General features: G+C 57.8%; 14 protein-coding genes. 8 read left to right on the plus strand and 6 right to left on the minus strand.

From position 1 onward, the window contains the following. Nucleotides 1-265 precede the first annotated feature (265 nt). The 3 genes from mltC to mutY are packed head-to-tail and all read right to left on the minus strand — an operon-like array spanning nucleotide 266 to nucleotide 2,759. Nucleotides 266-1,345: a membrane-bound lytic murein transglycosylase MltC gene (mltC, locus tag ACR6A7_RS14940; RefSeq protein WP_434125734.1), complete on the minus strand. Its 1,080-nt coding sequence runs from the start codon at nucleotides 1,343-1,345 to the stop codon at nucleotides 266-268. A 56-nt stretch (nucleotides 1,346-1,401) separates the two neighbouring features. Further along, nucleotides 1,402-1,674 carry an oxidative damage protection protein gene (locus ACR6A7_RS14945; protein WP_033792153.1) on the minus strand — a complete coding sequence of 91 codons (273 nt, stop codon included), beginning with the start codon at nucleotides 1,672-1,674 and terminating at the stop codon, nucleotides 1,402-1,404. Continuing rightward, nucleotides 1,674-2,759: an A/G-specific adenine glycosylase gene (mutY, locus tag ACR6A7_RS14950; protein WP_434125735.1), complete on the minus strand. Its 1,086-nt coding sequence runs from the start codon at nucleotides 2,757-2,759 to the stop codon at nucleotides 1,674-1,676. The genes ACR6A7_RS14945 and mutY overlap by 1 nt, the downstream gene beginning before the upstream one ends. A gap of 155 nt (nucleotides 2,760-2,914) precedes the next feature. Between mutY and trmB the strand changes: the two genes are divergently transcribed. The 3 genes from trmB to ACR6A7_RS14965 all read left to right on the plus strand — a co-directional run bounded on the left by trmB (nucleotide 2,915) and on the right by ACR6A7_RS14965 (nucleotide 4,872). After that, on the plus strand, nucleotides 2,915-3,634 hold the full coding sequence (gene trmB, locus ACR6A7_RS14955) for a tRNA (guanosine(46)-N7)-methyltransferase TrmB (protein ID WP_434125737.1): 720 nt from the start codon (nucleotides 2,915-2,917) through the stop codon (nucleotides 3,632-3,634). After that, complete coding sequence (locus ACR6A7_RS14960) at nucleotides 3,634-3,960, plus strand: YggL family protein (RefSeq protein WP_434125738.1); 327 nt, start codon at nucleotides 3,634-3,636, stop codon at nucleotides 3,958-3,960. The genes trmB and ACR6A7_RS14960 overlap by 1 nt, the downstream gene beginning before the upstream one ends. 198 nt (nucleotides 3,961-4,158) lie before the next feature. Continuing rightward, nucleotides 4,159-4,872 (plus strand): YggN family protein, encoded by a 714-nt coding sequence (locus ACR6A7_RS14965; protein WP_434125739.1) that lies wholly within the window; start codon nucleotides 4,159-4,161, stop codon nucleotides 4,870-4,872. Between the two features lie 42 nt (nucleotides 4,873-4,914). On the opposite strand, the gene ACR6A7_RS14970 is transcribed toward ACR6A7_RS14965, so the two are convergent. The 3 genes from ACR6A7_RS14970 to cspE form a co-directional block, all read right to left on the minus strand. Then, the gene (locus tag ACR6A7_RS14970) at nucleotides 4,915-5,160 is read right to left on the minus strand and encodes a DUF2543 family protein (protein ID WP_434125741.1); all 246 of its coding nucleotides are present in this window, start codon (nucleotides 5,158-5,160) and stop codon (nucleotides 4,915-4,917) included. A 51-nt stretch (nucleotides 5,161-5,211) separates the two neighbouring features. Next, nucleotides 5,212-5,688 (minus strand): cold-shock protein, encoded by a 477-nt coding sequence (locus ACR6A7_RS14975; protein ID WP_434125743.1) that lies wholly within the window; start codon nucleotides 5,686-5,688, stop codon nucleotides 5,212-5,214. A 258-nt stretch (nucleotides 5,689-5,946) separates the two neighbouring features. After that, the gene (gene cspE, locus ACR6A7_RS14980) at nucleotides 5,947-6,159 is read right to left on the minus strand and encodes a transcription antiterminator/RNA stability regulator CspE (RefSeq protein WP_434125745.1); all 213 of its coding nucleotides are present in this window, start codon (nucleotides 6,157-6,159) and stop codon (nucleotides 5,947-5,949) included. 380 nt (nucleotides 6,160-6,539) lie between these two features. On the opposite strand from cspE, the gene ACR6A7_RS14985 reads away from it, so the two are divergent. The 5 genes from ACR6A7_RS14985 to ACR6A7_RS15005 all read left to right on the plus strand — a co-directional run bounded on the left by ACR6A7_RS14985 (nucleotide 6,540) and on the right by ACR6A7_RS15005 (nucleotide 13,040). Further along, nucleotides 6,540-8,183 carry an ATP-binding protein gene (locus ACR6A7_RS14985; protein WP_434125746.1) on the plus strand — a complete coding sequence of 548 codons (1,644 nt, stop codon included), beginning with the start codon at nucleotides 6,540-6,542 and terminating at the stop codon, nucleotides 8,181-8,183. Next, on the plus strand, nucleotides 8,170-8,868 hold the full coding sequence (locus ACR6A7_RS14990) for a response regulator (protein ID WP_434125748.1): 699 nt from the start codon (nucleotides 8,170-8,172) through the stop codon (nucleotides 8,866-8,868). Before ACR6A7_RS14985 ends, ACR6A7_RS14990 begins: the two co-directional genes overlap by 14 nt. Before the next feature lie 179 nt (nucleotides 8,869-9,047). Further along, a complete protein-coding gene (locus tag ACR6A7_RS14995; RefSeq protein ID WP_434125749.1) occupies nucleotides 9,048-10,136 on the plus strand; it encodes an ABC transporter substrate-binding protein in 1,089 nt (362 codons plus the stop codon). Between the two features lie 71 nt (nucleotides 10,137-10,207). Next, entirely contained in the window at nucleotides 10,208-11,977 is a 1,770-nt protein-coding gene (locus ACR6A7_RS15000) for an ABC transporter permease (RefSeq protein ID WP_434125751.1), read from the plus strand. After that, complete coding sequence (locus ACR6A7_RS15005; RefSeq protein WP_434125752.1) at nucleotides 11,970-13,040, plus strand: ABC transporter ATP-binding protein; 1,071 nt, start codon at nucleotides 11,970-11,972, stop codon at nucleotides 13,038-13,040. The genes ACR6A7_RS15000 and ACR6A7_RS15005 overlap by 8 nt, the downstream gene beginning before the upstream one ends. The last annotated feature ends 13 nt before the right edge of the window (nucleotides 13,041-13,053 follow it).

The following is a 13,053-nucleotide window of genomic DNA, read 5'->3' on the forward strand; positions in this document are numbered from 1 at the left end:
TGGCGAGCCCCTTAACACGCACGCCAGCAGCGGAGCGGCTGAAACTCCCTGCCGTCTGGCGGGCGGAACCCGCTCAGCGCCCTGCCTGCGCAGCAGGCTAACCCGCCTGGCGGGCGGAACCCGCTCAGAGCACGTTCGCGCAGCGAACCTGAACCGTCTGGCGGGCGGAACCCGTTCAGCGCCCGCCTGCGCAGCAGGCCAACCCGGAACCCGCTCAGAGCCCGTTCGCGCAGCGAACCAGAGCCTCTGCGCAGCAGCCACCCTGTCAATAACGCCGATAGCTGCGCTGCGCCGTGCTCACCTTATACAGATAGCGCCGTGACTCCGCCGACGGATGCCGCGTCGTCAGCGTGTTATAAACCTCCCCAGGCGACATATTATTTATGGCGTTAAAAGCGCGATCCTTATCGCTGGAGAAGACGCGCAGCACGCTGCCCGCGCCGCCGTTATAGGCGGTGATCACCGCATAGCGACGCGATACCGGATCCTGGATCCCGCCCAGATAGCTCTTCTGCAACAGCGAAAGATAGGCGGTGCCCGCATCGATATTGTTCTCGGGATCGAGCAGATAGCTGCGGCTCGGCTTGCCCCACTTGCCCTTCATGCGGAACACATCGACGCCTGCGGTATGCTGCACCACCTGCATCAGCCCCAGCGCGTCGGAATGGCTGACCGCATAGGGGTTGAAGCTCGACTCGGTCTGCATAATCGCCAGAATCAGCGACGCGTCGACGCCGTACTCCTCGGCGGCCTTACGCACCATCGGCAGATATTTGTGCGCACGTTTGTCGAGGTGGTTAGGCACCATTGGAATGGTGACCGAGTAGATAACATGCAGGCCGGAAACGCGGCGCTGCAGTTTATTTTGCAGCAGGTAGTCGGCGAAGTTGCCCGCGCGGCCCTGCCAGCGAATCGGCTGGCCGGTGTTGTCCAGCACCTGGCCGTAGAGCAGCGGCTCTTTGCTGATAACAATATCGTTGGCGTCAGAATAGAGATCGACATTGCCTGGATCGTCGCCGATCAGCAGCGTGGTCACGATCGCCTGGCGCAGGCTGGCCATCGGATCGGTACCGGAAATGGTTTCGATAGTGATGTTGCCGCTTTCGAAGTTGATATGGCTGCGGGTGTAATAGTTGTCGCTGTATTTGACGTAATCTTTTGGTCCGGCGATCAGGACTTCGTTGATACCCCAAATGTTCTCAATGTTATGCGCAAACTGGCCCATTAAAATATCGAAGCCGTTGGTGTCCTTTACCCACTCTTCGTGATACTGCGAAGACTTCTTTCCTGAGCAGGAGACCAAAAGAGGGGCGATCACCAGCAGTGCGAGTAATTTCTTATTCATTGTAAATACGTGCCTGACCCGGAAAAGAGAGGGGCCTCAACGCTGAGGCCCTAAATTTATGCTTCTGGCGGCGTATAGCCTTCGATATGGACCTCTTTGCCTTCAAACAGGAAATTCACCATCTCCTTTTCCAGCACTTTGCGGTCTTCTGGATTCATCATGTTGAGCTTTTTCTCGTTGATCAACATGGTCTGTTTGGCCATCCACTTCTGCCAGGCTTCTTTGGAAATCTCATTGTAGATGCGCTTGCCCAGTTCGCCCGGATAGAGCTGGAAATCCTGCCCTTCGGCGTCGCGCTGTAGAAACGTACAAAAAATCGTGCGGCTCATTACTTTTCCTCTCTTATCTCATGCCGGTGCAGGGCCAGCTGTTGCGGGTGACGTAGCTCGTGCAGAAGCCGCTCAACCGGCGCCGCCAGCCCCACTGACGGCGGCTGGGCTAAGTTATACCAGAGACCGCCTGGTTCATCCATTGCCGCCCCGACAGATGACCACGATAGCCACATTGGGACAATATCCAGGTGGAAATGGCTAAAGGTGTGGCGAAACGCGGTGAGCTGCTGCGGCTTTGCATCAATGCCGCGCGCCTGCAGCCAGCTGTGCAGCGCATCCTCAGTAGGAAACTGTGGGAAACAGAACAGGCCGCCCCATAACCCCACCGGCGGGCGCTGCTCAAGCCAGACGTCGTCGCCATCCTGCAGCAGCAAAAACCAGCCGCTGCGCTCCGGCAGGATCTGCTTCGGCTTTTTGCCGGGATAGCTCCCCTGGCTATTACTGGCGTAGGCGATACAGCCGCTGTTAAGCGGGCAGATGTCGCATTTGGGCTTCGAGCGGGTGCAGACCAGCGCGCCGAGATCCATCATCGCCTGATTGAACTGGCTGACGCCCTCCGCTGGCGTGACCGTTTCGCTGATCTCCCACAGCCGCTTTTCGACCTCTTTTTTACCTGGCCAGCCTTCAACCGCGTAACAACGAGCCAGCACGCGCTTTACGTTACCGTCAAGGATGGGGAAGTGCTGGCCAAGCGACAGCGACAGCACTGCGCCTGCGGTGGAGCGCCCCACGCCAGGCAACGCCGCAACGTCATGGAAGTTGCGCGGGAACTCGCCCTGATGCCGATCGGCTATCTGCTTCGCCGCCTTATGCAGGTTGCGCGCGCGGGCGTAGTAGCCGAGTCCGGTCCAGAGGTGCAGCACCTCGTCGAGCGGTGCGGCGGCCAGATCGGTGACGGTGGGAAAGCGCGCCATAAAGCGTTCGAAATAGGGAATAACGGTGGCGACCTGGGTCTGCTGCAGCATCACTTCAGAGAGCCACACCTTATAGGGCGTTTTCTCCTGCTGCCACGGCAGGGTCTTGCGGCCAAAGCGCTGATACCAGTCCAGCACCTGTTGCGCGAACTGCGGCGCTTGCATCATAAGAAGGAAATTTTCCGTGATTACTCTACACTCAGGCAGGCATTCCAGCACAGGCGCGGCCCCGGTGTAAACCTGAAGATCGCAAGGGCTTGCTTCTGCTAATTAACTTTGCATAATGCGCCTTTCCCCAAACAGGCTACTCAGCAGGCTACAACATGATTAATGACGTCATCACTCCGGAATTTGATGAGAACGGGCGGCCGCTGCGCCGTATACGCAGTTTTGTGCGCCGCCAGGGGCGTCTGACCAAAGGGCAGCAGCTGGCGCTCGACCAATACTGGCCGGAGATGGGCGTTGAGTTTCAACCCGAGCCGCTGGATCTGACGCACCTGTTTGGCCGCGACGCGCCGGTGGTGCTGGAGATCGGCTTCGGCATGGGCGCCTCGCTGGTCACCATGGCGCAGAATAATCCGCAGCAGAACTTCCTCGGTATTGAAGTGCACGCACCGGGTGTAGGCGCCTGTCTCGCCTCCGCGAAAGAGGCGAACGTCGAGAACCTGCGCGTAATGTGCCACGATGCGGTGGAAGTGCTGGAGAAGATGATCCCGGATAATTCGCTGCGCATGGTACAGCTTTTCTTCCCCGATCCCTGGCATAAAGCGCGCCATAACAAGCGCCGCATCGTGCAGACGCCTTTCGCCGAGCTGGTGATGCGCAAGCTGAAGCTGGGCGGGGTATTCCATATGGCGACCGACTGGGAAGCCTACGCCGAACATATGCTGGAGGTGATGAACAGCATTGATGGCTACAAGAACCAGTCGGAAACGCAGGATTACGTGCCGCGTCCGGAGACGCGTCCACTGACCAAATTCGAGCAGCGCGGGCAGCGACTGGGCCACGGCGTTTGGGACTTAATGTTTGAGAGGATTAAATAATGGCCACACATCGCAGCCGCCGTTTACGTAAAAAACTGCATATCGACGAATTTCAGGAGCTGGGCTTTTCGGTCGCCTGGCGCTTCGCCGAGGGCACCACGGAACAGCAGATTGATAAAACCGTCGATGACTTTATCAACGAAGTGATTGCGCCAAACGGCCTCGCCTATGACGGCAGCGGCTATCTGGTGTGGGAGGGCTTGATCTGCCTGCAGAAGACCGGCAAGTGCACCGACGAGCACCGCGAGCTGGTGCGCAAGTGGCTGGAAGATCGTCAGCTGAGCGATGTGCAGGTTACCGAACTTTTCGACGTCTGGTGGGACTAATATTTTTATCCGGCGTTGAGTCCGCTTCAGGCTGGCTTACTTGCGCTACCGACGCCGGGCAGTGCTCGCCTTCCTCACGTACTTCAGTACGCTCCGGAGGCTGTGCGCTGGCCGTCGCCAGTATCGCTGCGCCGCCGACGCCTGACCCTTCAACAGCGGAAAGGCGATTACACGGAATAAGTTTCGTTGGGAGAGATTATGGTTCGTAAAACGCTTATCGCCGCGCTGCTGCTGGCAGCGACGCAGGCGCAGGCTGCCTGGGAGTGCAGCGTTAAACCGCAGGATGACGTGGTGATTAAGCCGCAAAGCGTGCAGGTGGTTGGCGCGAACGGCAACCTGGAGATCTCTCCGCAGGGCGATGTGCAGTTTAACGGCCGGAAGGTGGCGGTGAACAATGCGCAGCGCCAGCAGGCTATCGACTACCAGAATGCACTGCGTCGCGATCTGCCCTGGATCGATACCGGCGCCTCGTCGCGTCTGGAAAAAAGCCGCATCGCGCTGGATAAGGTGATTGTCGAGAAGCTCGGCGCCGACAGCAACGTACGTAACCGCCTCACCACGCTCAACGGTCAGCTGAAGCAGCAGATGAACCGTATTATCGAACATCGCGACGACGGCCTGACCTTCCATCATCAGGCGATCGACCAGGTGCGCGCCGACGGCGAGCGTCTGGTACAGAGCACCATGGGCGGCGTATTGCAGGACAGCCTGAACGAGATGGGCAGCAAGCAGGCGAGCGGCAACAATCCGCTGCAGGCGATCATGGGCAACCTGGGCGGGCTACAGCAGTCGATTCAGGCGGAGTGGAGCAATCAGGAGCAGGATTTCAAAAACTTCGGGCAGGAAGTCTGTCATCGCGTGATTAGCCTGGAAGATCAGCGCAAGAAGCTGGTCGGCAGCGTGAAGTCGTAAAAAAGGCGGCGCGCCTGTCAGTGACAGGCGCGTCTCACCAGGTTACTCGTTGCCCCACTGGTTAAGAAACTCAGCGATCTCATCAATACGCTGCGCGTCGATGCCCGCTTCGACAGCCATCTCCTGCTGCGCTTCTTCGCTGATCTCCTCATTATTCATCAGGCGCTCAATCAGCAGCTGGAAATAGCGCGCCAGTGAATCGCGTTCCGATTCCTCTACCGGCTTGTCGCTCTCTGTCGCATACTCATCGGCAACGTCGTAGTATTTGATTGGTATTTCATCGTTCATGAAGGATCTCCAGGTAACGCCTGTTCGGTTTTTGGGACAGTCTGCGGTATCTCAGACCTTGAGCATTTTTGCCGTGGCATCGACGTCGATCTCATCTTCCGAGAAGATCAGCGTCGTTCCCTGGAAAGTCGTGATCGCCAGCTTTCTCACCGTGCGCATTTCGCCAGGCTTAGCGTCACTTTTCGGCCGGATGTTATTCAACAGTGAACCGACAGAGAGTACGGTGTTCTCTTTATCGATACGCGTATCTGCAGGAACCTCTTCGCTGAAGACCACGAAAGATTTGATTGCGGTGAGCTTGATGCGCTCGCCAGCGATAAAGATATATTTGCTCTCCGGGAGCACCTTCACCGCATAGGCTGACAGCCCTTTGCTGTTGGTGGTGGGTTCGAAGGTCACCGCCGCACTCTTTTTGATCAGTTCAGGGTTGGCGACCTTGATCACATGAAAATAGCGGTTGTCGCCGTTCTCATCTTTGATAAATCCAAAACCCTTGTCCTGAAACCAGGTTGTGATCGTTCCGTTCATCGCCGTTACCGCCTGTTTAATCGTTAATCTACTCAGTTTTTGCAGCGCGCAGTGTAATGCACAATGGCAGTGCCGACTACGGCTTTGGGTAAGTGTGGATGATAAATTTAATGGGTGCGAGGAGGGAGCGGGCAGCGTCAGGGAAACAGATATAAAAAAACCCGCACGAGGCGGGTTCATTTTATTATCAGCGGCAGCTTAGCCGCTCAGGCTTGCGCCTTCATCGCTGTTGTAAGCGTCGCTGATAACAGGCGCGTCTTACAGCGCGGTGACGTTGCCGGCAGCAGGGCCTTTAGCACCATTTTCAATGGTGAAAGAGACTTTCTGGCCTTCGTCGAGGGTTTTGTAGCTGTCGCTCTGGATAGCAGAGAAGTGTACGAACACATCTTTGCTGCCGTCGTCCGGAGTGATGAAGCCGAAACCTTTGTCAGCGTTGAACCATTTTACTAAACCAGTCATTTTGTTAGACATCGATATTTCCTTAATTTATGAGCCACTTAACGCGGCGAAGATGGCCTGAGAATTACTTATGGGGCGCTTAGGAGAAGGCTCATGAAGAAGGGTATCTTTGGACAACACTTGAACTGAGGACTGCTTTACTAAAACTGCTTTCATAAGGTCTGTATTCCAAACCGATGGCGCTATTAAGCCACAGGAGATAAGGTCTGGCAACATTTGCATTAATTTATTTTAACCACTTATACACCTGGATGGCTGTATGAGGAGGGCGGTGAGCGCGTTACCGAGATGGTAGCCAGCTCACAACTCTGGAGGTCGCGGCCCGCTGATTGCGCGCGCGCGTGATAGGCTGGCCTGATGCCGCGCACCCATTCTTCTCTGTCACAGGCTGTATGAAACGCAGACTCTCTTTCCAGGTGAAACTCTTCCTTTCGCTGGTGTTATTCTCCTGCCTGCTGCTGGCGCTGCAGGGCGCCATCCTGTTTCACTTTATTGACCGGCAGCTGCATCACGATCTGGGGCAGCGCGCGCGAGTGCAGGCGAGCGAGATTGCGCTGATGCCAGGCCTGGCGGAGAAGGTGGCGAACCGCGATATCGCGGCCATTGCCCGCCTGATCCAGCCGCTGCGCGAGCAAAGCGACGCCAGCTATATCGTGATCGGCGACGCACGCGAGCAGCATCTTTACCACTCTGAATCGCCGGAACGCCTTAACTTGCCGCTGATTGGCGGCGATAACGCCGAGGTGCTGCAGGGGAAAACCATTATTTCGGTGCGTAAGGGCGGCATTGGCATATCACTGCGCAGCAAAGCCCCCATCTTTGATGCCCGCCATCAGGTGATCGGCATCGTTTCGGTCGGTTACCTCACCTCCTGGATCGCCAATCTCAACATCAGCCTGCTGTGGCAGGCGAGCCTGTACGGGCTGGCGCTGCTGCTGCTGCTGTTTATTTTTTCATGGGCTTTTAGCCGCAACCTGAAGAAGCAGATGTTCTGGCTGGAGCCGAAAGATATCGCGCTGCTGGTGCTGCAGCAAAAAGCGCTGCTTGAGGCGATGTATGAAGGCGTCTTTGCCGTCAACGCCGAACGTCAGCTGATTTTAATTAACCGCGCGGCGAGGGAGTTGCTGGAGATCGAGCGCAGCGAGAGCGAACTGCTGGGCAAGCCGCTACAGGAGGTCGTGCAGATCCATCCCGCCTTCCTCAGCCAGAGCGGCCGCCAGCACGATCAGATCACCGTCCTGAACCAGCGCCAGGTGATCGCTAACCGCGTGGCGATTGAACTTGAACCCGGCGTGCCGGGCGGCTGGGTCTGCAGCTTTCGCGATAAAAACGATATCAATACCCTGAGCAGCCAGCTGAGCCAGATAAGGCGCTATGCGGATAATTTGCGCATTATGCGCCATGAACAGCTTAACTGGACCGCCACGCTGGTGGGGCTGCTGCAGATGCAGCGCTACGACGATGCGATGCGCTATATTCAGGCGCAGTCCGCTGGCGCGCAGCAGGTGCTCGATTTCGTCTCGGCGCGCTTCACTTCGCCGGCGCTGTGCGGGCTGCTGCTGGGGAAATATGTCAGCGCGCGGGAAAAAGGGGTTGAGCTACAGTTCGATCCCGCCTGCCAGCTGACCCGTATTCCGACGGCAATCAGTGAAACGGCGCTGATGTCGGTGGTGGGAAATTTACTCGATAACGCCGTGGATGCCACGCTGAACGCCGGGCATCCGGTCGCGCCCGTTGAACTTTATATCTCCGATCGCAACCAGGAGCTGTTAATTGAGGTGGCCGATCGGGGTTGTGGCGTGGACGAGCAGCTGAAGCCGCATCTGTTTGAGCAGGGCGTGAGCAGCAAACCCGCCAGCGGCGATGCGCTGCTGGGGTCGGAACATGGTATTGGCCTCTACCTCGTGGCAGGGTATGTTCATCAGGCGGGCGGCAGCATCGAAATTGAGCACAACTCACCGCGGGGCACCATCTTCTCTGTTTTTATTCCCTATCAGCCCACAGCAATGACAGGACTTTCCCATGAGCAACGTTAAGCCACTTAATGTCGTGATTGTTGAGGATGAGCCGCATCTCGCCGGTTTGCACCGCGAGTTTATTGAGCAGCATTTCCACCTGCGCGTGGCGGGTATTGCGGCCACGCTGGAACAGGCGCGCCAACTGATCGAGCAGCATCAGCCGCGGCTGGTGCTGCTCGACAACTACCTGCCGGACGGGCAGGGCGTCACGCTGATCGACGACCCGCTGCTGAAGCGTTTTGACTGCTCCGTGATCTTTATTACCGCCGCGAGCGACATGCAGACCTGTAGCCATGCGATGCGCAGCGGCGCGCTGGACTATCTGCTCAAGCCGGTCTTTTTTCACCGTCTGCGCGCCTCGCTGGAGCGCTTTATGCTGCTGGTGCAGACGATGCGCCAGATGACCAATGTGGACCAGCATGCGCTGGACAAGCTGTTCAACCTGCCAGCCAGCGACGTCCCGCCCGCGCCGTCGACTAAAGGCATTGAGTCTCTGACCCTGACGCGAGTGAAACGCTTTTTCAGCGATGCGCCTGACCGCAGCTGGTCGGTAGAGCAGGTGGTAGAGAGCGTCGGGATCAGTAAAACCACCGGCCGCCGTTATCTGGAGTATTGCGTGGAGATCGGCTTTATTGGCGTCGAAATGCAGTATGGCAATATTGGCCATCCGCGCCGGCTTTATCGCAAAACTAGCGGCCTGTAATAGTGTGATCGTGCGCAATAAGGGCACGCGTCATCCACGTGGTTTTAATGGTGTTAATTGCCGAAAAAACGCCAATAATCACACTTCATGAAGATAACGCCTGGGCACCTCTTGCCTGACGGACCCGATCGGCTATGTTGACCTTTAGTTCCCAAAGTGTAACTAAAAGGTTAAATATAATGTCGAAAAAATACCCTCTTACTCTGGTTGCCGCTACTCTGTTTCTCTCCTGTTCCGCCTTCTCCGCGCCGCCGCAGGGCTATCCGGCGGACTACCAGGGCGTTATCGACGCCGCCACCAAAGAAGGCAAAGTGGTGATCTATTCCACCACCGACACCAAAGCCGCAGCGCCGCTGATCAAGGGGTTTGAGGCTACCTATCCCGGCATCAAAGTCGAATATAACGACATGAACAGCACCGAGCTGTATAACCGCTTTATCAGCGAGCAGGCTTCTGGCGGCACCAGCGGCGACGTGGTCTGGAGCTCCTCTATGGATACCGGCCTGAAGCTGGCGACCGACTACGCCCTGGAGTATCAGTCGCCCGAGCTCGCTCAGCTACCAAAGTGGGCGGTGTGGAAAAACCGCGCGTACGGTACCACCTATGAACCGGTGGTGATCATCTATAACAAGCGGCTGATCCCGGCTGGCGAGGTGCCCGATTCGCACGCCGCGCTGGCGAAGCTGATCGCCAGTCAGACCGATAAATTCAAGAGCAAAGTCACCACCTACGATATTGAGAAATCGGGGCTGGGCTTTATGCTGTCGGTGCAGGATTCCAAAGCCGATCCGCACTATTTCAAAACCTTGTCAGAAGTGGCGAAGGGCGGCTTAGCGGTGCAGTCCTCTACCGGCACCATGATGGAGAGGGTCTCTTCCGGCGAAAACCTGATTGGCTTCAATATCCTTGGCTCCTACGCCGAAGCCCGCGCCAAAACCGATCCTTCGCTGGGCATCTCTTATCCGAGGGATTACACGCTGGTGCTGTCGCGCGTCTCCTTTATCAGCCAGCAGGCGCAGAACAGCCATGCGGCGAAGCTGTGGCTCGATTACGTCCTCTCTGAAAAAGGGCAAACCATTCTGGCTAACCAGGCTGACATTCCCTCGCTGCGTAACGATATCGAAGGCAAAAGCGATATCGACGGCCTGACCAAAATGTTAGGCAATGCGCTGAAACCTATCCCGGTAGACGAAAGCCTGCTGGAGTACCTGCAGCCGAAAAAACGTCTGGATTACATCAAGCAGTGGCGCGCAGCCGCCGGTAAATAACGGCAGTTCGGAAGCGCGACCTGCTGCGTCGCGCTTCTCTTTCCTAAGATTTCGCCATTCAGGATCCCAATATGAATGCATTGCGCAGAAAGTGGCAAAGCCTGCCGCGCGGCGTCGTGGTGCTGTTAACCGCGCTGGTTATCTATGTTCCGCTGTCGTTTATTGTCATCCAGAGTTTCTTGTCCGCCCCCTTTTTTGCGCCGTCAAAAGCGTGGAGCCTGGAGTCGTTTGAATTTATTTTCACCGACCCCGACTTCTACAAGGCGCTGAAAAGCGGCTTTATTCTCGCCTTTGGGCTGGTGATTATCGCCATTCCGCTGGGCGGTATTCTGGCGTTTCTGATGGTGCGTACCGATCTGCCGGGCAGACGCATTATCGAGCCGCTGATCCTCGTGCCGATCTTTGTCTCGCCAATGGTGCTGGGTTTCGGCTATGTGGTGGCCGCCGGGCCGGTCGGCTTCTTCTCGCTGTGGGCGCAGTCCCTGCTCGGCTTTGTGCCGTGGAATATCTACGACATGTCGAGCATCGTGGTGATTGCGGGGCTGACGCACGTTCCTCATGCCTACCTCTATATCTCCTCGGCGCTGCGCAGCGTGGGCTCGGATGTCGAAGAGGCGGCGCGCATCGCTGGCGCCTCGCCGCTGCAGGTAATGACGGCAGTGAGCCTGCCGATGGTACGCCCCTCGATCCTCTATGCCGTGGTGCTGCTGTTCTTCCTCGGACTTGAGGTGTTTGGCCTGATGCTGGTGCTGGGTGATCCCGAAGGCAATATGGTGCTGGCGACCTATCTCTACCAGCTGACCAATAAGCTCGGCACGCCTTCGTATCACCTGATGGCCGCGGTGGCCGTGGTGCTGATCTGCATCACCATCCCGCTGGTGATGCTGCAGCGCCGCCTGATGCGCACAGCCAACCGCTTCGTGACCGTTAAGGGCAAAGCGTCGCAGGCGCGCGCCTTGCCGCTGGGGAAATGGCGCTGGGTGGCGGGCGCGGTGGTAGCGTTCTGGCTGACCGTGACCATTGGCGTGCCGCTGCTGGGCGTGGTGCTGCGCGCCTTTATCTCTAACTGGGGCGTCGGCGTCTCGCTGTGGGACGAGCTGTCGATCAAAACCTTCCAGACGATCTGGGCGCAGCCAAATCTGCTGCGCGCCATCGTCAACTCCATGGCGATCGGCGTGATCGGCGGCGCACTGGCGGTGGGATGCTACCTGTTCATCGGCATCGCCATGCACCGTAAGCCTGACAACACCACGCGCTTCCTCGACTACAGCGTGCTGGTACCGCGCGCCGTGCCGGGGCTGCTGGCGGGCCTGGCGTTTCTCTGGGTGTTTTTGTTCCTGCCGCTGTGGCTGGACAACGCGCTGAAGTCGGGCTGGCTTTCCGATTTCGCCTGGTCGCAGTGGCTGCGCGATAACCTTATTGTCTGGCTGCGCTCGCTGCGCAGCACCATCTTCAGCGTCTGGCTGGCCTACACCGTGGTGTGGATGGCCTATGGCCTGAGGCTGATCTCGTCGACGCTGCTGCAGGTAGGGCCCGAGCTGGAGGAGGCGGCGCGCAGCACCGGCGCCACACGCGGGCAGATTACGCGCCACGTGACCATTCCGCTCTCACGCTACGGCCTGATCGGCTCCTGGCTGCTGATGTTCCTGATTTTTGAACGCGAATACTCCACCGGCGTTTATCTGCTGTCGCCCGGCACGGAAACTATCGGCTCGATGCTGGTTTCCCTGTGGGCCGCGGGCGCGATCGACATCGTTGCTGCACTCTCCTTTATTAACATCCTGCTGGTGGTGGTAGGCCTGGGTATCGCCCTGCGATTTGGAGTTAAATTACATGATTGAATTATCAGTAGAAAATCTGCATTTAACCTATGGCGACAACCCGGTTCTTAAAGGGGTCTCCATGAATTTACAGCGCGGCGAAGTGGTGTCGCTGCTTGGCCCCTCCGGCAGCGGTAAAACCACGCTGCTGCGCGCCGTCGCCGGGCTGGAAAAGCCGACGCAGGGCAAGATTATCATTGGCAAAAATCAGGTCTATGCCGGGACGCCGCGCAGCGAGATCCCGGCGGAAGAGCGCAACCTCGGGCTGGTGTTTCAGTCCTACGCGCTGTGGCCGCATAAGACGGTATTTGAGAACGTGGCCTATCCGTTAAAGCTGCGTAAGGTCGCCTCTGCGGAGATTAATCAGCGGGTGCAGGACGTACTCAACCAACTGGGGCTAGGCCATCTGGGCAAACGCCATCCACATCAGCTTTCTGGCGGGCAGCAGCAGCGCGTCGCCATCGGCCGTGCGCTGGTCTATAACCCACCGGTGATCCTGCTGGATGAGCCGCTGTCGAACCTCGACGCCAAACTGCGCGAAGAGGCGCGCGTTTTCCTGCGTGAGCTGATTATCAAGCTCGGGCTGTCGGCGCTGATGGTGACGCACGACCAAAACGAGGCGATGGCGATTTCCGATCGCATCCTGCTGCTGAATAACGGCAAGATCGAGCAGCAGGGCACGCCGCAGGAGATGTACGGCTCGCCGAAAACCCTGTTTACCGCTGAGTTTATGGGCAGCAATAATCGCCTGAACGGAAAAATCGCCGAGTTGCGCGACGGTAGAGCGCGTATTGAGGGCAAAGGCTGGAGCCTGTGGGGCAGAGCGGGAGAAGGGGTGCAGCAGGGCCAGGAGGCCACGGCGGTGATCCGCGTGGAGCGTGTGAGGCTGGTAGAGGGGCCAGGCGAGAACCAGCTGGAGCTGCCGCTGGTCACCAGCATGTATCTCGGCGACCGCTGGGAGTACCTGTTCCGCACCGCAGGCGACGATTTTGCTATTCGCGCCTACGGCAATGAGGTGCGCGATCCGCAGCACTGCTATCTGGCGCTGCCGGAAAACCATCTGTGGATTTTCCCGAAGGCGTAACGGTGAGGGCGGC

It is taken from the genome of Pantoea phyllosphaerae (assembly GCF_051025595.1).
GTDB lineage: Bacteria > Pseudomonadota > Gammaproteobacteria > Enterobacterales > Enterobacteriaceae > Pantoea.